Origin of the sequence: Streptomyces sp. HmicA12 (assembly GCF_000373565.1) — a bacterium.
Taxonomy (GTDB): Bacteria; Actinomycetota; Actinomycetes; order Streptomycetales; family Streptomycetaceae; genus Streptomyces.
Map to the genome: position 1 here is coordinate 202752 of NZ_KB891804.1, position 25804 is coordinate 228555.

Sequence of the window (25804 nt, forward strand, 5' to 3'; positions counted from 1 at the left end):
GGAGCGGCGCGGGTCAGTGGGTACAGCTACCGTTCCGGGAGTGGAGCTACCTCCACCCCCGGAACGGTCACCGGCTCAGCGTCCGGCCGGCGGCGCGTACTTGTAGCCGACCCGGCGCACCGTCTGGATCACCTTGCGGTGCTCGGCGCCCAGCTTGCGGCGCAGCCGGGCGATGTGGACGTCGACGGTGCGGCCGTCGCCGACGTGCCCGTACCCCCACACCGTGGTGACCAGCTGGTCGCGCGAGTGCACCCGGTGCGGATGCGCGACGAGATGCGCGAGCAGCTCGAACTCCAGGTAGGTCAGGTCGAGTTGACGCCCCTCGACGCTGGCGGTGCGCTGCGCGGAGTCGATCCCGATGAGCGCGTCGGACGCGGCGGTGGCGGGCGTGTCGTCCACGGCCGGGGCGGGTGTGGGCAGCAGCGGCTGCTGGTCGGCCGGTACGAGCACCAGGTACCCGATCATCGGCGGGTGACCCGGCAGGGTGGGCAGGGTGTGCGGCGGTGCGGGCAGCAGCGTGGCGCCCGGCGGCAGGAACTCGGTGACGTCCACCACTTCGTCGCTGCCGACGGCGCGCAGCCGGGTCCGGGCAGGAGAAGGGGCGACGGGCAGGGAGGAGAGAGTGCGGGCCTGAGCCATGAGTGGTCAACCTTCGCGCGAGAAGCCGTCTGGGAGAGGACGTACGTCATGCACGCGGACCGAAGGCCGTACGACGCGATGAGGGCGTGACGGTTTTAGAGGGCCTGCGTGTTCGTCGCGCGGCAACACACACGGTCGAAGTCGTGGTGCTGGCGGGAAGGCCAGAACGGCTCGAGGTCGTGACGACGACCCCGTGCGCTGAGGTTCTGGGAGCTGGCCATATACGTATTGAAGCAGATGGAGTACGCAAAAGTGAGGGCGCCCGCACAGGATGCGGACGCCCTCGGGGAGTTCATGGCCTGAAACAGTCGGCGATCAGACCTGGCCGGCCTTCTCCAGGGCGGAGCAGCAGGTGTCGACGAGCAGGCGCGTGACGACGTACGGGTCGACGTTGGCGTTCGGACGGCGGTCCTCGATGTAGCCCTTGCCGTCCTTCTCCACCTGCCAGGGGATGCGGACCGAGGCGCCGCGGTCCGAGACGCCGTACGAGTACTCGTTCCACGGGGCGGTCTCGTGCAGGCCGGTCAGGCGGTCGTCGATGCCGGCGCCGTAGTGCTTGACGTGGTCCATCGGCTTCGAGCCCTCACCGAGGGACTCGGCGGCGGTGATGATCGCGTCGTAGCCCTCACGCATCGCCTTCGTCGAGAAGTTGGTGTGCGCGCCCGCGCCGTTCCAGTCGCCCTTGACCGGCTTCGGGTCGAGGGTGGCCGAGACCTTGAAGTCCTCGGCGGTGCGGTAGAGCAGCCAGCGGGCCACCCACAGCTGGTCGGAGACCTCCAGCGGGGCGAGCGGGCCGACCTGGAACTCCCACTGGCCGGGCATGACCTCGGCGTTGATGCCGGAGATGCCGAGACCGGCCTTCAGGCAGTTGTCGAGGTGCGCCTCGACGACGTCACGGCCGTGGATCTCGTCCGTGCCGACGCCGCAGTAGTAGCCGCCCTGCGCGGCGGGGAAGCCGCCGACCGGGAAGCCGAGCGGGCGGTCGCCCTCGAAGAACGTGTACTCCTGCTCGATGCCGAAGATCGGCTCCTGGGCGCCGAACTTCTCCTCGACCTCGACGAGCGCGGCACGCGTGTTGGACTCGTGCGGCGTCATGTCGATGTTGAGGACCTCGCACATGACGAGGACGTCGGAGCCGCCGCGGATCGGGTCCGGGTACACGGCCACGGGCTTGAGTACGCGGTCCGAGGCGTGGCCCTCGGCCTGGTTCGTGGACGATCCGTCGAAGCCCCAGATCGGCAGCGCGTCCAGGCCTTCCGGCGAACCGGCGATTATCTTCGTCTTCGAACGAAGCTTGGCCGTCGGCTCGGTGCCGTCGATCCAGATGTACTCAGCCTTGAACGTCACGGGCCACATCCTCTAGGAGCGGGTCTCTTTCTGGCCGGAAGCCTGTCAACAGGCGATTTCCCGGCCGTTGCCCGTTTGTGAACCCCGTGTTACCGGAGCCGCCTGGGGCGGGAGGCGGCCCGTGAACTCGTATGCGATGGGTTTACGTGGCCCCGCGTTACCCCACGGTCGTCGACCTGCCGTCGTCGAGGTCGGTGGCCCAGGAGGCGCCCCCGCGTGCTCGGTGAACGCGGCTACCTCTCAAGTAACGCTCATCTAAAGCGAGGTGGGGCGAGATGTTCCGAGTGTGAAGCCGCCCGCAGTACGCCGTGCAGAAAGCCGCGGACCGCCGAGCGCTCCCGCTCGTCGTAGCCCTCCAGCAGCGCCACGGCCGCCTCGATGAACGGCCCGAAGTGCTCCTGCCCCAGCGCGACCGCCCCCTCCGTCACCTCGACGAGCACCCGCCGCCGGTCCTTCGGGTCGCGCACCCGCCGTACGTGCCCGGCCCGCTCCAGCCGGTCCAGGGCCGCCGTGGTCCCCGCCGAGTTCAGCCCGAGCTCGCCGCCGAGCCGCCCCGCGGTCACCGGCTCACCGGCGCGCAGCGCGTCCATCAGGGCGATCAAGGCCCGCACGTCGGTGGGGTGCATGCCGTTGCGCTGCGCGAACTCGGAGCTGCGCAGCGCGAGTTGGACCGTCACCGCGCGCAGGGCATGGACGGTGTCCATCGCGTCGGCGGTGTCCACGGCCTCGGGGGATTCCTGGTGCCGCATGGGGAGCCTCCGTTATTCTCTCGCTCAGCGAGAGAATCGCTCGGCGAGATATCTGGGGGTGTCAGGGTGTCACGGGAGTTCCTCGACGCGTACGGCAAGGTCATGGCCAAGTGGCCGGACGGGACCGGCCACCTCGACGTGGCCGGCCCGTACGGCACCACGCACGTCCACACCCTCGGTCCCCGCGACGCCCCGCCTCTGCTCCTGCTGCCCGGCGGCGGCGCGACCGGGGCGAGCTGGTTCGCGAACGCCGGCGCGCTCGATACCCGGTACCGGGTGTACGCGCCCGACCTGGTCGGCGAACCGGGCCGCAGCGTCGCCGCCCCGGACCGCCCGATCCGGACCGTCGCGGACCTGGCGGGCTGGCTCGACGCGCTCCTCGACGGACTCGGCGTCCCGGAGGCCGACCTGTGCGGGCACTCGTACGGCGCGTGGATCGCCCTCCACTACGCGCTGCGGGGCGGTGGACGGGTGCGCCGCCTGACGCTTCTCGACCCCACCCGCTGCTACGCCGGGTTCGCCCCCGGCTATCTGCTGCGGGCCCTGCCGATGCTGCTGCGGCCCACGCCCGGCCGGGTCCGCCGGTTCCTGGCCTGGGAGACACGCGGGGCCGCCCTGGACGCCGACTGGCTCGCGCTGCAGGAGGCGGCCGCCGGTTTCCCGGGTGCGCGTCCGGTGACGGGCCGGATCCCGGTGCTCGACGGGGGCCCGGCCGTACGGGTCGTGCTCGCGGGGGAGAGCCGGGCGCACGACGTGGCCCGGGTGGCGGCCCGGGCCGGGGCGGACGTCACCGTGGTGCCGGGGGTGTCGCACCACGGGATGCCGCTCCAACTCGGTCCACGCCTGGCCGAGTTGCTGGACTGAGCGGTGAGCCCGAGCCCGGACCTCAGCCGCGCCCCAGCGCGTCCCGCACCGCCTCCTCGCTGCGGGCCACCACCGCCGTGCCGTCGTCGGCCGTGATGATCGGGCGCTGGATCAGTTTCGGGTGCGCGGCGAGCGCCTCGATCCACCGCTCCCTGGCGCCCGCGTCCCGCGCCCACTCCTTGAGCCCGAGCTCCTTCGCGGCGGCCTCCTGGGTGCGGGTGATCTCCCAGGGTTCGAGCCCGAGCCGGTCGAGGACGGCGCGGATCTCGTCGGTCGACGGCACGTCCTCCAGGTAGCGGCGGACGGTGTATTCGGCGCCCTCCGCGTCGAGCAGGGTGAGCGCGCCGCGGCACTTCGAGCAGGCCGGGTTGATCCAGATCTCCATGGGGCCAAAGGTACGCGAGGGAGACCCTCAACTAGGGCTTGGCCAGCGGCTTTTGTCAGTGGGGAGCAGTAGAATAGAAGCAGTGTTCGAGAGCTTCGGGGGCTCTTGAAGTACGCGACAGGAGGATGCCTGTGCCCGCTGCCGCACCCATGCTGATCGATCTGCCGTACGCGCCACTCGCCAAGAAGCCGTTGCCCGCAGGGCAGCCGCGTGACTGGTACATCACGCACAACCGTCGACTGAAGGCCATGCGCCTGGCGATAGCCCTGCTCGACTCCGGTGTCTACCTCCCCAACCAGGCCCACAACCGAAGGATCCGCTCGACGGCCGAGCGCATCGGCGTGCATCCGCCGTCGGACACGACGTGTCACATGGTGCGGGCGCTGATGCGGTACAGCCGCTGACCCGTGTTGTTCTCGGCGGGGTCGGATTCGTCCGGCCCCGCTTTTCGGGTTTTCCTCTGTCCGCGGTCCGGTGGGGGCTGGTCGCGCAGTTCCCCGCGCCCCTGAGGCGAGCTCCGCTCGCCCAGCGGGGAAGCTGCGCGCAGCGCATGCTTCAGGGGCGCGGGGAACTGCGCGACCAGCCACGACGAAAGCCGCACCCGACCACCGACCTCATCCCGCCAGCTCCCGCTCCAGCGGCGTCCGAAAACGGGGAGTCACCCGGACCCCGCCAAGCCACGCAGCGACCCGCTCGGCCTCCGACGTGACCGCCCGCGCGGCCGCCCGGCCCCCGGACTCGTCGAGGAACCGCCACACCACCTCCCCGCCCGCGCCCTGCGCCCAGCCCCCTACGATCCGCCCGTTCCACCACACCGTCGGCCCGATGTTGCCGCTGCCGTCGAAGAGCGCGGCCCGCAGCTCCGGCGGGCAGTACCAGTCGCGCTCCTGCCACCCCATGGCCGTCGGATCGAGCCCGGGCAGCAGCGCGGCCCAGGGCTCGACCTCCTCGGCGGGCGCGTCGAGGAGGCCCGGCAGCACGTACCCCGTGGCGCCGGAGTCCAGCGACACCGCCACCGCCTCCGTCGCGGCCAGCGCCTTGCGCACGTCCGTGACCTTCCACCCCGTCCACCACTTCAGATCCGCCTCGGTCGCGGGCCCGCACACCGCGAGCCACCGCCCCAGCAGCTCCGACTGGGCCTCCGCGAGGGGGAGTTCGGGATGCGGCGGCGCGACCGCCCAGCGGAACTGCGACGAGGTCCAGGAACCCAGCGGCCGCCCCCGCACCACCCGCCCCTCGACCCCGAGCACCCGCATCAGCCGCGACGAGAGCGTCTGCGGGGACTCGTGCCGGGTCCCCCTGCCGTACGTGAACCGCTCCTTCAGCCGGGGCTCGTCGACGGTGAGTTCGGCGACCGTGGCCTGCCCGCGCCGCTCCAGGGCGGCCAGCGCCGACCCCTCCACCTCGGCCAGCCACTCGGCCGTCAGCCGCCCTTCGCTGCCGCCCACCATGTCCTTGAGGAGCCCGGCCCGTGCCTTCGCCGCGACCGCGAGCCCCGTCGACGCGTGCACCGTCGCCGCCAGCTCCGCCGGGAACACGAACACCGTGTGCCGCATCCCGTGCATCCGCACCAGCGACCGGTCCTCGTACAGCGCGGCCTCCACCGCGGCCACCGTCTTCGAGGCGTCGGCGAGCCGCGCGCCGACCGCGAGGTACACGGTCGCAGGGTCCGTGCCGTGCAGCGCGACCAGTGACCGCGCCACCTCCTGCGGCGTCGTCGCCCGCGCCCCGGGGGAGAGCCGGTGCGCGAGGGCGAGGCGGGCCCGTCGCTCCGCGTCGCCGATGTGCCTCTTGGACGTAGGGGACGTAGGGGACGTAGGGGACGTAGGACCCGTGGACGTAGGACTCATGGCGCTCATCCTTCCGCAGCGGTCACCTGTTTGCCGTACTGGGCATGCGGGCCCCCCACGGCCCGCCGTTGACTGGGGCGACCAGATCGACGGTCTAGCGGAGGTGTTCCGGATGGCGGGCAAGCGAAGCGGCGTACGGGCGATGGGTGCGGCGGCGGCCGTGGTGGCGCTGACGCTGGGCGCCGCGGGCTGCTCCGACGGCGACACCAGCCCGTCCGACGCGGCGTCCAAGGCCGGCTCCGCCGTCTCGTCGGCCGCCTCCAAGGCGTCGGACGTGGTCGCCTCCGCGACCGCCGAGGCGAGCCAGAAGTTCAACGAGTTCAAGGACGGCGTCGACGCCAAGGACGACGTGAAGCTCGGCGACGTCGCCAAGGACGGCGACCGCTCCACGGTCCCGGTCACCGCCACCAACGGCCAGTCGTCGACCAAGTCGTACATGGTCCAGGTCGACTTCCGGGACGGCGGCGGCAACCTGCTCGACACGGTCGTGGTCAGCGTCGGCGACGTCGAGGCCGGCAAGTCCAAGGAGGCCACGGCCCGCAGCAACCGCTCCCTCGACGGCGACGTCACCGCCGACGTCTCCCGCGCGCTGCGGCACTGAACGACGGGGCGCGCACGCCATGAGCAGCCCCGCCGAACGAGCCGCCCACGGCAAACGCGCCCGCAAGCACGCCCCGCGCTCCTCGCACGCGCCCTGGATCCCGGCCGCCGACCGCTCCGACCCGATCGTCGTGCTGGAACGCCAGGGCGCCGACCGGCTGCCCGACCTGCTGCCCATCCGCTACGGGCGGATGGCGTCGAGCCCGTTCGCGTTCCTGCGGGGCGCCCCGGCCGTCATGGCGGGCGATCTTGCGGCCGGCGGCCACACCGGTCTGACCGTCCAGCTCTGCGGCGACGCACACCTGTTGAACTTCGGCTTGTTCGCGTCCCCGGAACGCGCCCTCCTCTTCGACCTGAACGACTTCGACGAGACGTACCCGGGGCCGTTCGAATGGGACGTCAAACGGCTCGCCGCCTCGATCGCCGTCGCCGCCCGCGACAACGGCCACGGCGACAAGCAGGCGTACCGGGCCGCGCGGGCGAGCGCGACGGCGTACCGCGCCAACATGCGGCGGCTCGCCGCCCTCGGTGAACTCGCCGTCTGGTACGAGCGAATAGACGCCCACGACCTGCTCCCGCTGGTCCGCTCCGCACGCCACCGGCGCCGCGCCGAGCACACCCTGGCGGCGGCCACCCGCCGCGACAGCCTGCACGCGCTGGCCAAACTCACCGAGACGACGCCCGACGGCCGCCGCCGCATCGCCCACGACCCGCCGCTCCTGGAACCGGCCGGAGTCACGGACGCGGCCGCCATCCGCAAGATGTTCGGCGACTACCGCTCCACACTCGCCGAGGAACGCCGCCGCCTGCTCGACCGCTACCGCTTCGTGGACGCGGCCCGCAAGGTCGTCGGCGTCGGCAGCGTCGGCACCCGCTGCTTCATCGTGCTGCTCGCCGGACGGGACGCGGACGACCCGCTCTTCCTCCAGATCAAGGAGGCGACGCGCTCGGTGATCGAGGAGCACGTCCCGCACCACGGCCCGTACCTCCACCCCGGTCACCGCGTCGTCTCGGGCCAGCGCCTCCTCCAGGCCGCCGGCGACATCTTCCTCGGCTGGATGACGGGCCCCCAGGGACGCGCCTTCTACTGGCGCCAGCTGCGCGACATGAAGGGCTCGGCGGACGTCGCCGGCATGCCCCCGGACGAACTCCTCGGCTACGCCCGCCTGTGCGGCACCGCGCTGTCCCGCGCCCACGCCCGCTCCGGCGACCGCATCGGCATCGCCTCCTACCTCGGCAGCGCGGACACCTTCGACCGCGCCATCGCCTCCTTCGCCCTGCGCTACGCCGACCAGACCGCCACGGACCACGCCACACTGCGGCGGGCGATCGCGGCGGGCGTGGTGACGGCGGCCGCGGGCGTGTAGGGCCCGGGGATCCGACGGCAGTGGTCGTGCGGGGCCCCGGCTCTGACCGCAACGCGCTCCGACGGGCTACGCTCAGTCACGTGCCTCCGACACCAGAGCCCGAGGCCACAGGCCCGGAAACCGTCATCGCCATCGCCGCGTCCGCCGGCGGGATCTCCGCCCTGACCAGCCTCCTGGCGGGACTCGGCGCGGACTTCCCGGTCCCCGTCCTCATCGTCCAGCACCTGGACCCCCGCCACCGCACGGTCCTTGCCGACATCCTCGACCGACGCACCGAGCTCGCCGTCAAACTCGCCGCGCAGGACGAGCCCATCCATCCCGGCACCGTCTACATCGCGCCGCCCGATCACCATCTCCTCGTCGAGCGGGGCCACACCCTCTCCCTCTCCCGGAGCCCGCTCGTCCATTTCCTGCGCCCCGCCGCCGACCTGCTCTTCGACTCCGTCGCCGACGCCTACGGTCCGTGCGCCGTCGCCGTCGTCCTGTCCGGCACCGGCAACGACGGGGCCAAGGGTGTGGTGGCGGTGAAGTCCGGGGGCGGTACGGTGATCGCCCAGGACCCGCAGACGGCGGAGTTCCGCGGCATGCCGGAGGCGGCGTTGAGTACGGGAGCGGTCGACTTCGTGCTACCTCTGGAGGAGATTCCCGCGGTGATCCGCGGACTCGTCGGTGTCGAGCGGCAGTAGAGGCAGTAGGTAGCAGACGATGAGCGAAGTACCCCGCGACGCGGAGCCGGACGAGGAGCTGGAGGACCTTCTCGAATTCCTGCGGGACGCCCGTGGCTTCGACTTCACCGGCTACAAACGTTCGTCCCTCGGCCGCCGCATCCGCAAGCGCATGGCCGACATCGGCATCGAGTCGTACTCCGACTACCGCGACCAGCTCGAGACGAACACCGACGAGTTCAGCTCGCTCTTCAACACCATCCTCATCAACGTCACCTCCATCTTCCGTGACGCCGACGCCTGGACGTACCTCCAGCGCGAGGTGCTCCCCGAACTCCTCGCCCAGCTCGGCGCGGAGGAGGAGATCCGGGTGTGGAGCGCGGGCTGCTCCAGCGGCGAGGAGGCGTACTCCCTCGCGATCATGTTCGCGGAGGCGCTCGGCCTCGACGAGGCCCTGACCCGCGTCAAGATCTACGGCACCGACGTCGACGACGAGGCGCTGCGCGACGCCCGCTCCGGCCTCTACCCGGCCAGGACCCTGGAACCGCTCTCCGCCGAGCTGCGCGACAAGTACTTCGAGCAGAACGGCTCGCAGTACAGCTTCCGCTCCGACCTGCGCCGCCGGGTCATCTTCGGCCGCCACGACATCACCCGTGACGCCCCCATCTCCCGCCTCGACCTGCTGGTCTGCCGCAACGCGCTGATGTACTTCAACGTCGAGGCGCAGACCCAGATCATCGACCGGTTCCACTTCGCGCTGCGCGAGGGCGGCTTCCTCTTCCTCGGCAAGGCCGAGATGCTGCTCAACGACGCCGACCGGTTCGACGTCGTCTCCATGCGCCAGCGCATCTTCCGCCGCCGGCCCGGCGGCCACGCCACGCCCTACCAGCCCACCGGGGTCAAGCTGCGCACCGGCTTCGGCGGCGAGATGCAGAGCGTGGCCCGCAACCGCCAGCTGCGCGACCTGATCCTCGACTCCTCGCCCGGCGCCGCACTCGCCGTGGACACCGAGGGCATCGTCGTCTTCATCAACCACCACGCCCGCGCCCAGTTCGGCCTGACCGCGAGCGACGTGGGCCGCCCCTTCCAGGACCTCGAGGTCTCCTACCGTCCGGTCGAACTGCGCTCCCTGATCGACCAGGCCACGCACGAACGCCGCACCCTGCGGATCAACGGCGCCGAGCGCAGGTCCGGCGAGGACCTCCAGTACTTCGACATCCTGGTCCAGCCGCTGGCCGGTACGGGCGGCCTGTCCGCCGCCACCAACATCACGTTCACCGACGTCACCGTCGCCACCCAGCTCAAGGCCGAGGTCAAGCGAGTGCGTGAGGATCTGGAGACCGCGTACGAGGAACTCCAGTCCACGAACGAGGAGTTGGAGACCACCAACGAGGAACTCCAGTCCTCCATCGAGGAACTGGAGACGACGAACGAGGAACTCCAGTCCACGAACGAGGAGTTGGAGACCACCAACGAGGAACTCCAGTCCGGCAACGAGGAACTGGAGACCATGAACGAGGAGATGCGCATCCGCAGCGAGGAGCTCGACGAGGCCCGCGCCTTCCTGGAGGGCGTCCTCACCTCCATCGCGGCCGCCGTCGTCGTCCTCGACAAGGACCTCACCGTCAAGAGCTGGAACCGCGGCGCCGCCGACCTGTGGGGCCTGCGCGCGGACGAGGCGTCCGAACAGCCCTTCTTCGGCCTGGACTTCGGGCTGCCGACCGGCCGGCTGCGCCCCGTCGTCGAGGACTGCATCAAGACCCGCAAGCGCGGCCTGCCCGTGGAGATCGCCGCCGTGAACCGCCTCGGCCGAAGCATCGTCTGCACCGTGCACTGCAGTCCGTTCGACGGCCACCGCGGCGGAGTCGTGCTCCTGATGGAAGAAGACCGGAGCGACGGCGCTTCCTGAGCTGATGGGCGTACGCTGAAAAGCATGGACCCCCAGGGCGGTTCGCCCGCAGAGGCCGCACTCGCCTGGCAGCGGGCGGCCAAGGCACGCGAGCGAGCCGACCGCAATTTCACGATCGCGCGTCGGTACGAGCAGCTCGCTCTCGACACGGCGGACCCGCTCCACATCCGTCTCGCCCATCTCCACCGCACCACGGGGAACCGGCACCAGGTCGCCGCGGAGCTGCTGCAGTCCCATGCGCGCCGCGCCGGGCGGTGGATCAGGGACGGTGGCCCGCCGCCCCTGTTCATGACCGGTGTCGCGGAGGTGTGCGGTACCGCCAGCGTCGCGGTGACCCTGATCGACGCGGAGCAGAACCAGCTCGCCACCGCCTCCTCCGACCAACCCTCGCGCGGCGCCCAGGACTTGGAGTACGTACTGGGGGAGGGGCCGGCCCGTGACGCGGTGCTCGCCCGCGGACCCGTGGACGTGTCGGGCGACGGCCTGGCCTCGCGCTGGCCCGGCTACGGCCCGGCCGTCATGGAGCTGGGCATCGAGAAGGTGGTGGCCGTGCCGCTCGAGGTGCCCGGCGAGTGCATCGGCGCCCTCGCGGTCTTCGACCCACAGCCCGAATCGGCGTCCGCGACGCTCTTCACGCAGGTCGCCGACGCCCTGACCCGCAGCGTCTTCCTCGGATGCGACGCGATTCCCGGCTTCTTCGGCGGCATCGACTACCGGGCGGAGGTGCACCAGGCGGCCGGAATGGTCGCGGGCCGGCTCAACTGCCGTGTCGCGGACGCACTGGAACTGGTCAAAGCCCGCGCCTTCTCCGACGGCCGACCCATCGCGGACGTCGCCCGGGATATCGTCCATGGACAACTCAAACTCGGCTAAGAGAGGTCTCCACCGTGACGCTGCAGGAGCAGGAACTCGCCGCGTTCTTCACCCGGTTGACGGGTGAGGCCGCTCGCGATCCGCTCGACACGCAGACCCTGCTCGCCACGCTCGTGGACAGCGGCAGGAGGCTGTTCGGCGCGCGGGGAGCGATCGTCCAGTACGTGCCGGGCCGCGGCCGCCTCGTGCAGACCGACGGTACCGACGCCGCCCTGCGCTCCCTGGTCCTCGACGCCGTCGCCTGGGGTGAGGGCCCCGGCTGCGACGCGCGGGCCACGGGCTGCGCCCTCATCGACGTGGACATCGACACCGGACCCTCGCGCGTGCGCTGGCCACGCTGGGTCTCCCGCGCCCGCTCCCTGGGCATCGGCCGGGTCACCTCGCTGCCGCTGTACGGCAAGGACGGCCCGAGCGGCGCGCTCGTCCTGCTCGCCGACCCGGGGAGCCCGCTGAACGAGCACGCGCTCGCGCTGGCCCGCTCGCTGGCCGAGACCGCGGCGCACACCCTGTCGCTGCAGCGTGAGGTGTCCGAAGGCCGGGTGCTGGCAGGCCAGTTGGAGCACGCCCTGTCCAGCCGCGTCGTCGTCGAACAGGCCAAGGGCATCATCGCCGCTCGCCGGGACCTCACGCTCGACGAGTCCTTCGAGTGCTTACGCCGTTACGCCCGGTCCCGTCAGCGCAAGGTGGCGGACGTGGCCCGCGAGATCACCGAGGGCAAGGACGAACTGCCCGTCGACTGAAGTGCCCTGTACAGACTCCGACGGCCGCCCCGGCACCTGCCGGAACGGCCGTCGTACGAGCTCGGCGGGTCAGGAGGCGACGGTGGCCTGAGCCGTCTCCCGAGCCTGAGCCGTCTCCTGGGCCTGAGCCGTCTCCTGTGACTGGGCCTTCTCCTGCGCGGCCTTCGCCATCTCGCGCAGCGCCTCTTCCTCTTCGGTGCTCAGCGAGGTCTGCACCAACTGCCCGCCGAGCACGGCGAGTTCCGGCACGACCTTGTCCTTGGCGGCCTGCTTCACCAGGGCGAAGACGGCGGCGGCGCCCGGCCGGAGGTTCTGGCTGAGCTCCTTCATGAAGTTGTCGTTGATGCCGGTGTCCGTCACGGCCCCGCCCGCCGCTCCGGCGGCGGCGCCCACGGCGGCTCCCAGGAACGGCACCAGGAACAGCATCCCGATGACTCCGCCCCACAGCGCGCCACCGGCGGCACCGGTCGTGGTGTGGTTGACGGCCTGGTGCAGCTTGATCTTCCCGTCGCTCTCGCGCCGCTCGACGACGACGATGTCCTCGAGCTCGACCAGATGCTCACGGGTCATCGAAAGGACCTTGTCGCGAACCTGGTTGGCGGTGGCGAGGTCGTTGTAGGCGACGACGAACAGATTGCTCATGGGTGCACTCCTCCGAGGCTTGTCCAGCGTGTGCGACGTGCCCGAGTTTAAGTGCCTTGTCCTATTTATGCCTCTCGGGAGTGAACGTCACTCACTGTTCGTTTCTGCTCACGAAGTCGGCCGACCGGGAACGAAGTGCATCCGAATCGAGTGCTCCGACGGAATAAAAGGCCCCGGCAGCCGCACGAACGGTCCCGGGCGTGGCCCACGCCGACAAGGAGCGCCGACACATGAAAGCTTCCGCTCACGTTCCGCCCGCCGAAGGGCGTGAGGGGCGGCCCATGGACGTCGCCACCATGCGCGCCACCGCGCGCCGCCTGCTCGCCGAGGACGCCGAACCACCCACCCCCGAAGAGCAGCACACCCTCGCCCTCACCTTGCGCGGCATGGTCATACTCGCCGTCCCCGAGGTCCTGAGCCTCGCCTCCGTACTGCCCACCGACGACGTACCCGCCAGCTGCGCCCGCGTCGGCGCAGGCGAGGCATGGTCCCGCCTGACCGTCGAGCCCCGCCCCGGCCTGCCGGCCCTGGCCGCCCACAACCGCCGCCTCGCCCGGTCCGTCGTCGCGATGTGCGACCACTACGAGACGCTGGGCGGGGCCTGCCGGTGAGGCGGGGGCGCCGAGCCGTCGAGGCTCGCCCGATCACGCGGGAACCATCCGCGGAGCGGCCGTCCCCGCGACCGGTCCAGGACTGAAGGCGGCAGTCCGGTTTCCGCCATGACGGACATCCGCCACCGCTGACAGCTGCGCCGGGGCGGCACCGCCAGCTAAACCCTTCCCCATGAGACCCATATCCAGGCGCCGGTACCTCCCGGCCGCAACCGCGCTGACCATGGCGCTCACCGGGTGGGCAGGGGTGTCGGCCACCGCGGCGGGCGCCTCCGCGCCGGCCGGGCCGGCGAGCGGCTCCGACGCACGGTCGTACGACGTCACCCTGGTCACGGGCGATGTCGTGCACTACACCGACCTGCCCGGCCGCCGCGACATCGTCACGGTCGATCAGGCCGACGAGGACGGCGGCGGGGTGCAGGTGCAGACCCGCGGCGACGACACCTACGTCGTCCCGACGGCGGCGATGCCCCTGCTGGCCGCCGACAAGCTGGACCCGCGCCTGTTCAACGTCACCGAGCTGGTGGCCATGGGGTACGACGACGCGCACGCCGGTTCCGTGCCGCTGATCGCGACGGCGCCCCGGGACGCCCGGTCCGCCCGGCCCCCGGCCGCCCCGAAGGGCGCCGCGAAGGTCCGCACGCTGACGTCGATCGACGCGACCGCGCTGCACACGGACAAGGACGACGCCTCCGAGTTCTGGAAGGACATCGCCCCCGGCAAGGCCCCGCGCACCTTCGACGGCGGCATCGGCAAGCTGTGGCTGGACGGGAAGGTGAAGGCATCCCTCGCCGACGAGACCGCGCGGATCAAGGCGACCGACGCCTGGCAGAAGGGCTTTGACGGTACGGGCGTGAAGGTCGCGGTGCTCGACACCGGCGCCGACCTCGACCACCCGGACCTCGTGGGCCAGGTCGACGCGTCGAAGAGCTTCGTGGCCGGTGAGGGCGTCGACGACGGCAACGGCCACGGCACCCACACCGCCTCCACCATCGCCGGCACCGGCGCCGCCTCCGACGGCAAGGAGAAGGGCGCGGCCCCGGGCGCGCGCCTGCTGATCGGCAAGGTGCTCTCCAACGCCAGTACGGGCAACGAGTCCGACGCGATCGCCGGAATGGAGTGGGCCAAGGAACAGGGCGCCGCCATCGTCTCGATGAGCCTCGGCTCGCCCGACGGCTCCGACGGCCTGGACCCGACGTCGCAGGCCGTGAACGCCCTGTCGGCCGACGGCGGCCCGCTGTACGTGATCGCCGCGGGCAACGCCTACGACCAGGGCACCATCGGCACCCCGGGCGCCGCGGCCTCCGCACTGACCGTGGCCGCCGTCGACCGCGACGACGAGCGCGCCGACTTCTCCAGCCAGGGCCCGCTCATCGGGTCCTACGGTCTCAAGCCCGACGTCTCGGCGCCCGGCGTGGACGTCACCGCCGCCGCCTCCCAGTCGGTGCCGGGCTGGACCGGCGGCCTGTACCGGACGATGAGCGGCACGTCGATGGCCACGCCGCTCGTCGCGGGCACGGCCGCGATCCTGAAGCAGCGGCACCCCGACTGGAGCGGCGCGCGCGTCAAGGCCGCGCTGATGACCACCGCGCACCGGACGGGCGAGACACCGTACGAGTCCGGCACCGGCCGGGTCGACGTGTCCGCCGCACTGGACACGACCATCGAGGCGACGGGTTCCGTCGAGGCCGCCGTGTACAAGTGGCCCAACGCCGACGCCAAGTCGGCCTCGCGCACGATCGGTTACCGCAACGACGGCGACACGGACGTCACCCTCGACCTCGCCACGGGCACGGCCGACGACGCGTACTCCCTGTCCGCCTCCTCGGTGAAGGTCCCGGCGCACGGCACCGCCGAGGTCACCCTCACCCTCGACCCGGCGAAGGCCGCCGCGGGCACCATGTACTCCGGCCAGGTCACCGCCACGGACGCCGCCTCGCACTCCGTGGTGGCGCACACGGGTTTCGCGCTGTTCAAGGAGCGGGAGGCGTACGACCTCACCATCAAGGTGAAGGACCGCGAAGGGAATCCCACCGCCGACACGGTGGCCTTCTACGACCCCACCGCGGACGAGCCCAGGTACATCGCCGTCGACGCCGACGGCGAGACCACCCTGCGCCTGCCCCCGGGCCGCTACTCGGCCTCCTCGTACATGGACGTGCCCGGCGAGAGCTCCGACTCGCTCGGTGAGGCGCTGCTGCTCTCGCCCGAGGTCACCCTGGACGCCGCCCATCCGAACGGCACCGCGGTCCTCGACGCCCGTACGGCACGCAAGGTGTCGGCGGTTCCCGAGCGCGAGAGCGAGACGACGCAGACGGTCTTCGGCCTCTCCCGCGACTTCGCCGACCCCGCTGCCACGGACTGGTCCAGCTCCCTGCTGCTGCCCGCCAAGTACGACTCCGTCTACCTGACGCCGACCGAGAAGGTCGCCGACGGGTCGATGAAGGCGTTCATGAACTGGCGCATGCGGCAGAAGGCGCTCGACGCCGAGACCGGCGGCGGCCACGAGATCACCCTGGACCCGCAAGGGGGGACCGCCTACCACGACGGTGGCCACACCCTTCGCACGGTGTACGCGGGCCAGGGCGCGGCGGCCGACTACGACGGCCTGGACGCGCGCGGCAAGGCGGTCGTGATCGACCGCAGCGACGCCGTGACCGCGAACGCGCGGGCCAAGGCGGCGGCGGACGCCGGCGCGGCGATGCTGATCGTCGCCAACGACGCGCGCGGCCGCCTCTACCAGACGTACAGCGGCGCCGGTGACGTCACCATCGCGTCCGTGGCACAGCGGGACGGCGCCCGCCTGATCGCGGAGGCCGAGGCGGGACGCGGCGGAACACTCCATGTGACGCAGCGTCAATACCCGGACTACACCTACGATTTGTTGAAGAAATTCGACGGCGGCATCCCGGCGTCGTCCCTCACCTACCGTCCGGACAACAGCGACCTGGCCCGCGTGAACAACAGCTTCTACGCTCCGGCGGGCACCCTCGGCGTCGGCGGGCGCTACTTCGCACCGAAGTGGGGCCCCGCCCTGGGCGGCGACGCGTACGAGCAGTACGGGCGCACCGTCATCGAGTACGTCACCCCGGATGCGGGCGATGTCGGCACCTGGTGGGAGCAGCACGAGGGGCTCGGCGACGCCGCGGGCTACTACGAGAGCGGCTACGCGCCGTCGTACACGACGGGACACCCCTACGAGGGAGCGTGGTTCAAGCCGGTCCAGGCCCCGCGCCTGGGCACCGACTACGCCGCCTCCTACACCCGCACCGGCACCCTTCAGTGGAACATCCCGATGCTGTCCGGCGGCGACGACGGCCACACCGGACGCGGTGGCACGGCGCAGACCGCGCTGTACCGCGGCGACACCCAGGTGGCCAAGGCCAACTCCCGGGCGGGACGGGCCTCCAGCCTCCCCGCGGGCTCGTACGAGCTGGTGGCGACCGGACAGCGCACCGGCTCCGCCTGGCAGACGTCCACGAGCACGCGCACGACATGGGGCTTCGACCTCGCGCCGAAGGCCGACGGTCCGCTCCGCGCCGACCTTCCGCTGCTGAACCTGGGCTACGACGTCGACACGGACCTGCGGGGTGCGGTACGCGCCGGCTCACGCCTCGAACTGGGTCTGCACGCCGAGACGTTCCCCGGTGACGTGACGGCGGACGAGGCCTCGCTCCAGGTGTCGTACGACGAGGGGACGACCTGGCGGGACGCGAAGCTGAAGCGGACCGGCGACGGCCGGTGGACGACGGCCCTGAGCACGCCGCGCGGCGCGACCTCGGTGTCGCTGCGCGCCACGGCCGACGCCCCCGGCGGACTCACCGTCCAGCAGGACGTCGTCAGGGCGGTCCTGCTGCGGTGAGCCGAGGCATGGGTGTGACGGACCGGCGGTCCGGAGGGGGACCGCCGGCCCGTCACACCCAGCCGTTCTCCCGTGCGTACCAGCCCAGTTGGAGGCGGGTGGTTGCCCCGGCCCCGGCCATCAGCACCTGCAGCCGGCGCTGCAGAGTCCGTACGGACATCTCCAGCTGCCCGGCCACCGCGGTGTCGGTGAGCCCGGCGAGCAGCAGCCGCAGGATGTCCGCGTCGACCGGGTCGATACCGGTGCCCCGCTGATCCTGGTACGGCCGGCCCCGCTCCCACACCAGCTCGAACAACTCCCGTGCCACGTGGGCGAGTCCGCCGCGCAGCACGACCGCCGGATCCACGTCGGCCTCCCTGCCGTGCAGCGGCAGCATCGCCACCTCGTCGTCGCACAGGATCAGCTTGTACGGGACCTCGGTGACCGTCCGCACCCGCACGCCGTCGGCCAGCGACTGGGTCACGTGCGCGGCGGCACCCGGCTCGCGCAGGAACCCCTGGTCGATCACGGCCCGCACCCGCACGTCACGGGCGATGGCCGTCACCTCCTCGCTGTCCGCCGGGGTGACCGCGCGGGGCGCGCCCGCGGAGAAGATGTCGACGGTGCGCCGGGCGGACAGCTGGAGCTGGAGATAGCGGACACGGATCGCCTCGGTCCCCTCGACGACCTCCACGAGCTCGCGCTGCGCCCGGTCCGCGGTGGCCATGCGGTACGTCTCCGAGAGCCGCGCCACGACGAGCTCGGCGCGCTGCAGGCGTTCGCGGTGGGCGGCGAGTTCGGCCCCCAGCGCCACGGCCGGGGGCGCCGCCGTGTACCGCCGCCCGTCACCCGCCCGGGCCACCAGCCCCCGGCCCACCAGCGAGCCGAGCGCCTCGCCCACCCGGTCGCCGGGCAGCGCGACCATGCCGGCCACCTGCTCGGACGGCACCGAGGGAAACGCGATCAGCGCCTGGTAGACGGCGTCCTCGTCCGCCGTGAGTCCAAGATCCTCAAGGCCCACTGCCGTCCTCACTCCTGCCCGTATCGAACTGTTGTGCCTGAAGTGTCGCAGGGGTCGACGGTCAAGCACACGGTGAGGGAACGTACGAGTCCCCGCGCCTTCCGCGCGCCTACTGGCCGGACGGTGTCGTCCTCGACGGCACCATCACGCCGTCGGCGGCGCTCGGGGTCCGGCCCGTCGCCGACACCCGCTGCGCCTGAGGCGAGCACCCGAACCAGCGGCGGCACGAGCGGCTGAAGCTGCTCTGCTCGCTGTATCCGAGGACGTCGGCCAACTGCGCGAGCGGCATGTCGGTGGTGCGCAGATAGCGGTCCGCGAGTTCGCGGCGCACATCGTCGACGATCTCCTGGAAGGTCGTGCCGTGGGTGGCCAACTGCCTCTGCAGGGTGCGGGGGTGGAGGGCGAAGCTCTCCGCCACGTCCTCCAGGCTGAACCGCCGGGTGGGCAGCGACCGCTTGACAGTGCTGCGCACCTCGGCGGGCAGGCCGTTGCCGATGGCGCCGCCGACCACGCCGCTCAGGTACTCCAGGACCAGCCTGCGCACCGCCGGGTCGCTGCCCTCGACCGGGCGGCCCAGCACATCGGCCGCGAAGCGGAAGCCCCAGTGATCCTCTTCGGCCGACACCGGGCAGCCGAAGTGGCTTTCGTACGTGGCGATGGGGGCCGCGGGCCGGTGGAGGAACGAGACGCTGATCGGGCTGAATTCGGGCCCGATCAGCACCCGGAAGATCTGCAGCGTGGTTCCCAGGGACAGTTCGCCGATCTGGGCCACGTCGATCAGCTTGCGCTGCACGCGCGGGCGGATCCGGAAGTGGTACTCGGCCACCGTGCCCGCCGGCTCCACGGCGATCTCGATCGCCGGGCTGTACTGGTACAGGAACCGGCCGATCCCTTCGAGCGCGTCGCCCACCGAGCCGGCGTGCCGCCCGATCACACCGACCGGGCCGAGGATGTCCAGGCCCTGATGGGTGGAGAGCCGTAGCCCGAAGTCGGGGCGGTCGAGCCCTCTGGCCGCGAGGTCGAGGGCCGTCACGAGCGCACGGTAGGGGATGTACTCGTCCGGGTCCTCGACCACCTCGGGCCGGATGCCCGCCTGCCGCAGCAGCGGACTCGGCTCACCGCCGAGCGAACTCACCAGCGCGGGAAAGCCGGTGAGGGAACTGGAACGGATCAGCGAGCTCATGTCGCCAAGTGTCAAATTCTTGTCGTCCCACGTCAAGACGTGACGGGCGAGGCGTCGCAAGCTGGGGCCACTGACCATCCCGGTCACCAACCCGGTCACCATCTCGGTCACCGTCCCGGATCCGGCGCAAGGGAGCCCTCGGATGCCCGTCGACTTCGACGTATCAGGCAAGCACGTCCTCATCACCGGTGGTCGTGGCGGTATCGGCGGCGCCATCGCGGCGGCCTTCGTCGACGCCGGCGCGCACGTGGTCGCCACCGACGTCTCACCGGTACCGGCCGAGCCCCGCAAGGGGATCGACGACCGCCTGCTCGACGTCCGCGACGCCGCCGCCGTACGCGCCCTCGCCGAGGACCTGGACCGGCTCGACGTGCTGGTGCAGTGCGCGGGCCGCGCCGCGCCGATGGAGGAGTACGAGCTCGCCACGTTCGAGGAGATCGTCGGCATTCACCTGACGGGGTCGTTCTCGGTGGCGACCGCGCTGCGTCCCCTGCTCGCGGCCTCCGGCGGCAGCGTCATCAACGTCGGCTCGATGTACAGCTACTTCGGTTCCCCGCTGGTGCCCGCCTACGGCGCCGCGAAGGCCGGCATCGTCCAGCTCACCAAGACCCTCGCCCTCGCCTGGGCCGCCGAGGGCGTCCGCGTCAACGGCATCGCGCCGGGCTGGATCCGCACCGCGCTCACCGCACCGCTCGCCGACGTGCCGGAGGCGGCGCAGGCGATCGTCAGCCGCATCCCGGGCGGGCAGCTCAGCGAGCCGGAGGAGCTGGCCGGCACCGCCCTGTTCCTCGCCTCCCCGGCCGCCCGCCTGATCAACGGCGTGACCATCCCGGTCGACGGCGGATACAGCGCGAGCTGACCCGCGTCCCGTTCGGTCCACCCCCTGCCGTTCCGTCGAATGAGGAACCCCATGACGATGCAAGCGGTACTCCTGAAGGACGACGCCCTCGAACTCGCCGAGGTACCCGTCCCCGAGCCCGGCCCGGGCGAGGTCCTGGTGAAGACCCTCGCCAACGGCATCTGCGGCTCGGACCTGCACTGCGTGTCCCACAGCCGCGACCTGGCCGCCGGTGTGAAGGCCGTGACCGGCGCCGACCTGCTCGACCCGGACCGGCCGGTCGTGATGGGCCACGAGTTCTGCGCCGAGGTGGTGCGGAGCGGCCCGGGCACCCAGGGCACCTTCGCACCCGGAACCCGTGTCGTGTCGCCGCCGGTGCTGGCCAGGTCCGTCCCGGTCAACCTCGGCTTCGGCGGCGTCGAGGCGCCCGGCGGCTACGCCGAGTACATGGTGCTCACCGAGGCGCTGATGATGCCGGTGCCCGATCACCTGTCCAGCGAAGTGGCCTCGCTCACCGAGCCGTTGGCGGTGGCGCTGCACGCGGTGAACCGCGGCGCCCTCGGTGCGGACGATGTCCCCGTCGTCATCGGCTGCGGCCCCATCGGCCTCGCCGTCATCGCCGTACTGAAGATGCGCGGCGTCGGCCCGGTCATCGCCGCCGACTTCTCCCCGGCGCGGCGTGCGCTGGCCGCCGAGATGGGCGCCGACATCGTCGTCGACCCGCGCGAGACGTCGCCGTACGACTCCTGGCACGAGGCCGCGGCCGTCGACGACCCGGCCCGGTACGGCCGCCAGACGGCGCTCTTCCCCGAGCTGCCGTTCCGCCCGTCGGTGGTCTTCGAGTGCGTCGGCGTGCCCGGCCTCATCCAGCAGGTGCTCGCCGGCGCCCCCGCCTGTTCACGGGTCATCGTCGCGGGCCTGTGCATGGCCGAGGACCGGTTCCTGCCGACGTTCGGCATCCTCAAGGAGATCGACCTGGTCTTCTCGCTCTACTACACGGTCCAGGAGTTCGCGCAGACCCTCGCCCACCTCGCCGCCGGGGAACTGCGTGCCGAGCCGCTCATCACCGGTCGGGTCGGCCTGGACGGGGTCGCGGACGCCTGCCGGAGTCTCGCCGATCCCGAGAAGGACGCCAAGATCCTGATCGTCCCCGGGCTCTGATTCCTTCAACTCCCTTACGAAACAACCCAATTGAGGAGACCGCAGATGGCCGACCAGCCCTCCGCCGCCAAGCTTCCCGTCATGTCGCTCCCGCAGGGCGAACTGCTGACGCTGAACGTCAACGACATCCCCGTCATCAAGGACTCGCTCGGCCCGGGCATCCACTACCAGCCGCTGTTCCTCGACCCCGAGGTCGGCGTCTGGGTGGTGCTCGCCCACTTCGCCCCGGGCGCCGAACTCCCCATCCACCTGCACACCGGCGCCGTGCACGCGTACACCCTCAAGGGCTCGTGGGCGTACCGCGAGTACCCGGACCAGCCGCAGATCGAGGGCTCGTACCTGTACGAGCCCGGCGCCTCGGTCCACAAGCTGTTCGTGCCCGACACCAACACCGAGGACACGGTCGTCCTGTACGTCGTCTACGGCGCCAACATCAACTTCACGGACGAGGGCCAGTTCCACTCCGTGCTCGACGCCGTGACCATCCAGGGCCTGACCCGGCAGCTGTCCGCCGCACAGGGCCTCGACGTCAACTACCTGACGGGTGGCGCCGCCCGCTACGCCGCCCCCAAGGAGGCATGAGCCGCACAGGCAGGACGCGGGGGCCGGACGGGAGCACGCGCTTCCGTCCGGCCCCCACGTCATGGGACCGCGCAGTGCCATCGACCACGTAACACGTAAGGAGAAAGGTCCGTGATGAGCCATCAGAACCCGGCGCCGACAGCCGCACACGAGGTGGGAGGGGTGCCGCCGGGCACGGTGATGACGGCGGAGTTCGCGCGGCTGCTCGCGCGGGACGTGTACGTGTGGGGCTGGCCGATCGTCAACGCCTTCCACCGCCGTGCCTCCTTCGCCGCGGCACCGGAGCCCGGACTCGTCGACGGCGTCCTGCCGGCGGCCCCCATCGGCCACGTGACGATGCTGAGCCAGTACGTCGACCCCGCTCAGCGCTGGGTGGCCCACCCCAACCAGGACGTCGTCTACGGATTCGGCTACGGCGCGGTGGACGACGACCCGGTCGTGGTGCAGGTACCGGAGTTCGGTGACCGCTACTGGGTCTGCTCCCTGTACGACGCCCGCAGCGAGGAATTCTCCAGGCTCGGCCTCCAGTACGGCACCGAACCAGGCAACTACCTTGTCGTCGGGCCGCATTGGGACGGCAAGGTGCCCGACGGCATCACCGGCGTGCTGCGCTCTCCCACCGAGCTGGTGGCCATCGGCCCCCGGGTGTTCCTCGACGACACCCCCGAGGATCTGGAGGCCGTACAGCCGCTCCTGAACCAGCTGGTCATCCACCCCCTCAGCACCCACACCGGCAGCCCGAAGTCCGTGGACTGGCGCAGCGTCCCGCACTTCCCCGGAGGGGACACGTCGGCGGGCGAGCGTCAGTGGGTCGACCCCGGGACGTTCTTCGACGAGCTGCCCGGCATCCTCGACCGCGTCCCGCCGCTGCCGGGCGAGGAGTCGCGGTACGCCATGACGCGGGCGCTGCTGGCCGCGGCCGCCGCGGACCCCGCTGTCGCGACGGCGGTCAAGGAGGCCGCCGCCGAGACGGAGGCCACGGTCATCGCGCCGCTGTTCGACTTCCGTACCAACGGCACCCGCGTGACCGGCGGCTGGAACACGCCGCTCAACGTGGCCCGTTGGGGCTTCGACCACCTCACGCGCGCGGCGACGGCGAAGTCGAACATGTACGTGAACCAGCCCGAGGAGACCCGCTACTTCTTCCTGGAGCACGACAGCCGGGACCGGCGCCTCGACGGCGACCGGCGCTACACGATCACCTTCCCGCCCGGACAGGTTCCGCCGGTGAACGGGTTCTGGTCGCTCACGCTCTACAACCCGGAGCACTTCTTCGCCCCGAACGAACTCGGCCGCTACTCGATCGGGACGAAGAGCAGGTCCCTGACGTACGAGGCCGACGGTTCCCTCACGCTCCACATCCAGCACGAACCGCCCGCCGGGGAACACCGGTCGAACTGGCTGCCCGCGCCGCGCGGCGAGTTCGAGCTGACGCTCCGCGCCTACTGGGCCAAGCCCGAGATCACCGAAGGGAAGTGGACACCACCGCCCGTGCACCGGGTGTGAGACGGAAGGGGGCCCCGTACGCCACACGCGTACGGGGCCCCGTCTCTCGCTACTACTGCAGGGACGCCTTCGCCTTCGCCTCGCCCATCGGGTCCTCGTGGGCGTCGTCGCCGCTGTCCAGGATGACCTTGTGGACGCGGCCGCCGGTGAACACACCGCGGTCCGTGCCGTAGTCGTCGGTGACCGGGTTGCCGTTGTCCTCGCCGATGTCGAGGCCGTCGGTCATGTGGTAGATGAACGGCACCGTGTGCTCCAGGCGGGTCGAGCCCGCCGGCTCGCCGTCGACGAACAGCTCGCCGAGACCGCCCTTGCCGACGCCCCCGCCGTCGTACGTGAAGCGGTAGCGCACCTCGTGCCGGCCCGGCGCGAGCCGCTCCGGCGCCGCGATCTCGTACCGCTCCACGTCCACCCAGCTGTAGTGGAACACCGGGGCACCGTCCCGCAGATACAGGGCCCAGCCCGCGAACCGGCTGCCCTGCGCCACGATCACGCCGCGCGCCGGGTCCGCGGTGACCTCGATGTCGGCCGTGAGGGACCAGGAACGGTTCCGGGTGGAGGGCAGCACCGACTCGTGCAGGGCGCGCATGCCCGGGTACAGGGAGACGGACGTGGTGCTGCCGACCGTGGGGCGGCCCACCTCCTCGTTGAAGACCCGGGTCGCCTTGCGGTCGTCGAGCGGGAAGACGTTGTACTTGGCGCCCTCTATGAGGAACAGCTCCTTGAGCCGCTCCAGCCTGTCCGGCATCTCGGCCGCGAGGTCGCGCGCCTGGGCGTGGTCGCCGGGCGCGTACAGCTCCCAGGTGTCCTCGCTGAACGGCCGCTGCTCACCGGCGAGTTCCCACGGGACCTCGTGTTTCGTGCACGCGGACCAGCCCTCGTGGTAGATCCCGCGGTTGCCGAAGATCTCGAAGTACTGCGTGGTGTGCCGCTCGGCGGCGTCGGCGTCGTTCAGCGCGTACGCGAACGAGACGCCCTCCATCGGCTTCTGTGCCACACCGTTGACCGACGTCGGCTCGGGGATGCCGGCCAGGTCGAGGAGCGTCGGCGCCACGTCGTTGACGTGTGTGAACTGGTCGCGGATGCCGCCGGGCGAGTCGATCCCGGCCGGCCAGTGCACGATCGTGCCGACCCGGGTGCCGCCCCAGTGCGACGCCATCTGCTTCGTCCACTGGTACGGGGTGTTCATGGCGTGCGCCCAGCCCACCGGATAGTGGTTGTAGAGGCTCGGGCCGCCGAGTTCGTCGACGCGCTCCAGCATCGACTCCACGCTCGCGGGGACGATGTTGTACGTCGCGTACTCGTTGACGCAGCCGTCCGGACCGGCCTCGGCGCTCGCGCCGTTGTCGCCCATGATGTACAGGATCAGCGTGTCGTCGAGCAGGCCCATCTCCTGCAACGCGTCGACGACGCGGCCGACCTGCGCGTCGGTGTGCGTCGCCATCCCGGCGTACGCCTCCATCATCCGCGCGTACAGCCGCCGGGCGTCCTCGGACTGGTCGGCCCAGGCGGGGATCTCGGCGGGGCGGGCGCTCAGTTCGCTGTCCTCGGGCGCGAGGCCCAGCTCCTTCTGCTTCGCCAGCGTCCGCTCGCGCTGCTCGTCCCAGCCGTGATCGAACTGCCCGCGGTACGCGTCGATGTACTCCTTGGGCGCCTGGAGCGGCGAGTGGCAGGCGCCGAACGCGAGGTAGCCGAAGAACGGCTGGTCGGGGGTGACGGCCTGCTGCTCGCGGATGTCGGCGATGACCCGGTCGGCGAGGTCCTCGCTGAGGTGGTAGCCGGGCTCGGTCGGCGTCGGGATCGGCGTGGTGCCCTCGTACAGGTTCGGGTACCACTGGTCGGTCTCGGCGCCCATGAACCCGTAGAACCGCTCGAACCCCTCACCCGTCGGCCAGCGGTCGTACGGACCCGAGCGGGACGTCTCCCAGGTGGGTGTCTGGTGCCACTTGCCGAAGGCGAAGGTGTTGTAGCCGTTGCGGCGCAGGATCTCCGGGATCGGGGCGCACGAGTCGGGGCGCGAGGAGGTGTATCCGTCGTGGCTGGTGGCCAGTTCGGTGATGCCGGCGGCGCCGACGGTGTGGTGGTTGCGGCCGGTGAGCAGCGAGGCGCGGGTGGGGGAGCAGATGGCCGTGGTGTGGAAGCGGTTCAGCTTGAGGCCGCCCTCAGCGAGCCGCTCGGCGGTCGGCATGGAGCAGGGGCCGCCGTACGAGGACGAGGCGCCGAACCCCATGTCGTCGACGAGGACCATGAGCACGTTGGGGGCGCCCTTGGGCGGGCGTATCCGCTCCAGCGGCGCGGGCTGCTCGGCGTCCCGTACGTCCATCGGGGTCGCGTGCGGGCGCTTCGGCTGCTGGATCGGGAGGGTGGCGCGGTAGGCCGGATTCACCACGGGGGGTGGTCCTTTCGGGATGGTGCGGATCGTGCGGATGGTGCG

General features: G+C 71.5%; 23 protein-coding genes. 14 read left to right on the forward strand and 9 right to left on the reverse strand.

The window, feature by feature from the left end:
- Nucleotides 1-75: 75 nt before the first annotated feature.
- The 3 genes from B072_RS0114240 to B072_RS0114250 all read right to left on the reverse strand — a co-directional run bounded on the left by B072_RS0114240 (nt 76) and on the right by B072_RS0114250 (nt 2735).
- A complete protein-coding gene (locus B072_RS0114240; protein WP_018530630.1) occupies nt 76-639 on the reverse strand; it encodes a winged helix-turn-helix domain-containing protein in 564 nt (187 codons plus the stop codon).
- 315 nt (nt 640-954) lie between these two features.
- A complete protein-coding gene (gene glnII / locus B072_RS0114245; protein WP_018530632.1) occupies nt 955-1986 on the reverse strand; it encodes a glutamine synthetase in 1032 nt (343 codons plus the stop codon).
- Between the two features lie 251 nt (nt 1987-2237).
- Nucleotides 2238-2735 (reverse strand): MarR family winged helix-turn-helix transcriptional regulator, encoded by a 498-nt coding sequence (locus B072_RS0114250; RefSeq protein WP_018530633.1) that lies wholly within the window; start codon nt 2733-2735, stop codon nt 2238-2240.
- Between the two features lie 102 nt (nt 2736-2837).
- On the opposite strand from B072_RS0114250, the gene B072_RS43170 reads away from it, so the two are divergent.
- Nucleotides 2838-3599, forward strand: a complete 762-nt coding sequence (locus tag B072_RS43170; RefSeq protein WP_202538762.1) for an alpha/beta hydrolase — start codon at nt 2838-2840, stop codon at nt 3597-3599.
- A 22-nt stretch (nt 3600-3621) separates the two neighbouring features.
- Here the strand turns inward: B072_RS43170 and B072_RS0114260 are convergent, their stop codons facing one another.
- Nucleotides 3622-3984 carry an arsenate reductase family protein gene (locus B072_RS0114260; protein ID WP_018530635.1) on the reverse strand — a complete coding sequence of 121 codons (363 nt, stop codon included), beginning with the start codon at nt 3982-3984 and terminating at the stop codon, nt 3622-3624.
- A gap of 125 nt (nt 3985-4109) precedes the next feature.
- On the opposite strand from B072_RS0114260, the gene B072_RS0114265 reads away from it, so the two are divergent.
- On the forward strand, nt 4110-4388 hold the full coding sequence (locus B072_RS0114265) for a hypothetical protein (protein ID WP_026245814.1): 279 nt from the start codon (nt 4110-4112) through the stop codon (nt 4386-4388).
- A gap of 210 nt (nt 4389-4598) precedes the next feature.
- Here the strand turns inward: B072_RS0114265 and B072_RS0114270 are convergent, their stop codons facing one another.
- Nucleotides 4599-5834 carry a winged helix DNA-binding domain-containing protein gene (locus tag B072_RS0114270; protein WP_051127177.1) on the reverse strand — a complete coding sequence of 412 codons (1236 nt, stop codon included), beginning with the start codon at nt 5832-5834 and terminating at the stop codon, nt 4599-4601.
- A gap of 112 nt (nt 5835-5946) precedes the next feature.
- Between B072_RS0114270 and B072_RS0114275 the strand changes: the two genes are divergently transcribed.
- The 6 genes from B072_RS0114275 (at nt 5947) to B072_RS45520 (ending at nt 11988) form a co-directional block, all read left to right on the forward strand.
- Entirely contained in the window at nt 5947-6435 is a 489-nt protein-coding gene (locus B072_RS0114275; RefSeq protein WP_018530638.1) for a hypothetical protein, read from the forward strand.
- 19 nt (nt 6436-6454) lie between these two features.
- Nucleotides 6455-7801, forward strand: a complete 1347-nt coding sequence (locus B072_RS0114280; RefSeq protein ID WP_018530639.1) for a DUF2252 domain-containing protein — start codon at nt 6455-6457, stop codon at nt 7799-7801.
- An 80-nt stretch (nt 7802-7881) separates the two neighbouring features.
- Nucleotides 7882-8487: a chemotaxis protein CheB gene (locus B072_RS0114285; protein ID WP_018530640.1), complete on the forward strand. Its 606-nt coding sequence runs from the start codon at nt 7882-7884 to the stop codon at nt 8485-8487.
- Nucleotides 8488-8506: 19 nt separating this feature from the next.
- The gene (locus tag B072_RS0114290; RefSeq protein WP_018530641.1) at nt 8507-10375 is read left to right on the forward strand and encodes a CheR family methyltransferase; all 1869 of its coding nucleotides are present in this window, start codon (nt 8507-8509) and stop codon (nt 10373-10375) included.
- A 24-nt stretch (nt 10376-10399) separates the two neighbouring features.
- A complete protein-coding gene (locus B072_RS48165) occupies nt 10400-11248 on the forward strand; it encodes a GAF and ANTAR domain-containing protein (protein WP_018530642.1) in 849 nt (282 codons plus the stop codon).
- A 14-nt stretch (nt 11249-11262) separates the two neighbouring features.
- On the forward strand, nt 11263-11988 hold the full coding sequence (locus B072_RS45520; RefSeq protein WP_018530643.1) for a GAF and ANTAR domain-containing protein: 726 nt from the start codon (nt 11263-11265) through the stop codon (nt 11986-11988).
- Nucleotides 11989-12057: 69 nt separating this feature from the next.
- On the opposite strand, the gene B072_RS49630 is transcribed toward B072_RS45520, so the two are convergent.
- Entirely contained in the window at nt 12058-12630 is a 573-nt protein-coding gene (locus tag B072_RS49630; protein ID WP_018530644.1) for a DUF1269 domain-containing protein, read from the reverse strand.
- Between the two features lie 230 nt (nt 12631-12860).
- Here B072_RS49630 and B072_RS0114310 point away from each other — a divergent pair, with 230 nt between their 5' ends.
- On the forward strand, nt 12861-13241 hold the full coding sequence (locus B072_RS0114310) for a DUF6415 family natural product biosynthesis protein (protein WP_026245816.1): 381 nt from the start codon (nt 12861-12863) through the stop codon (nt 13239-13241).
- A gap of 172 nt (nt 13242-13413) precedes the next feature.
- Nucleotides 13414-17103 carry a S8 family peptidase gene (locus B072_RS0114315; RefSeq protein WP_078506420.1) on the forward strand — a complete coding sequence of 1230 codons (3690 nt, stop codon included), beginning with the start codon at nt 13414-13416 and terminating at the stop codon, nt 17101-17103.
- 52 nt (nt 17104-17155) lie between these two features.
- Here B072_RS0114315 and B072_RS0114320 read toward each other — a convergent pair whose 3' ends face one another.
- Entirely contained in the window at nt 17156-18103 is a 948-nt protein-coding gene (locus B072_RS0114320; protein WP_018530647.1) for a helix-turn-helix domain-containing protein, read from the reverse strand.
- 109 nt (nt 18104-18212) lie between these two features.
- Nucleotides 18213-19286, reverse strand: coding sequence for an AraC family transcriptional regulator (locus B072_RS43180; RefSeq protein WP_018530648.1), 1074 nt, complete (start codon nt 19284-19286; stop codon nt 18213-18215).
- A gap of 142 nt (nt 19287-19428) precedes the next feature.
- Here B072_RS43180 and B072_RS0114330 point away from each other — a divergent pair, with 142 nt between their 5' ends.
- From B072_RS0114330 to B072_RS43185, 4 genes are all read left to right on the forward strand, one after another.
- Entirely contained in the window at nt 19429-20145 is a 717-nt protein-coding gene (locus B072_RS0114330) for an SDR family NAD(P)-dependent oxidoreductase (protein WP_018530649.1), read from the forward strand.
- Nucleotides 20146-20196: 51 nt separating this feature from the next.
- Nucleotides 20197-21285 carry a zinc-binding dehydrogenase gene (locus B072_RS0114335; RefSeq protein WP_018530650.1) on the forward strand — a complete coding sequence of 363 codons (1089 nt, stop codon included), beginning with the start codon at nt 20197-20199 and terminating at the stop codon, nt 21283-21285.
- 45 nt (nt 21286-21330) lie between these two features.
- Entirely contained in the window at nt 21331-21867 is a 537-nt protein-coding gene (locus tag B072_RS0114340) for a 2,4'-dihydroxyacetophenone dioxygenase family protein (RefSeq protein WP_018530651.1), read from the forward strand.
- 114 nt (nt 21868-21981) lie between these two features.
- Complete coding sequence (locus tag B072_RS43185; RefSeq protein ID WP_018530652.1) at nt 21982-23373, forward strand: DUF1214 domain-containing protein; 1392 nt, start codon at nt 21982-21984, stop codon at nt 23371-23373.
- Between the two features lie 52 nt (nt 23374-23425).
- Here B072_RS43185 and B072_RS0114350 read toward each other — a convergent pair whose 3' ends face one another.
- The gene (locus tag B072_RS0114350; protein ID WP_018530653.1) at nt 23426-25759 is read right to left on the reverse strand and encodes an arylsulfatase; all 2334 of its coding nucleotides are present in this window, start codon (nt 25757-25759) and stop codon (nt 23426-23428) included.
- Nucleotides 25760-25804: the final 45 nt, after the last annotated feature.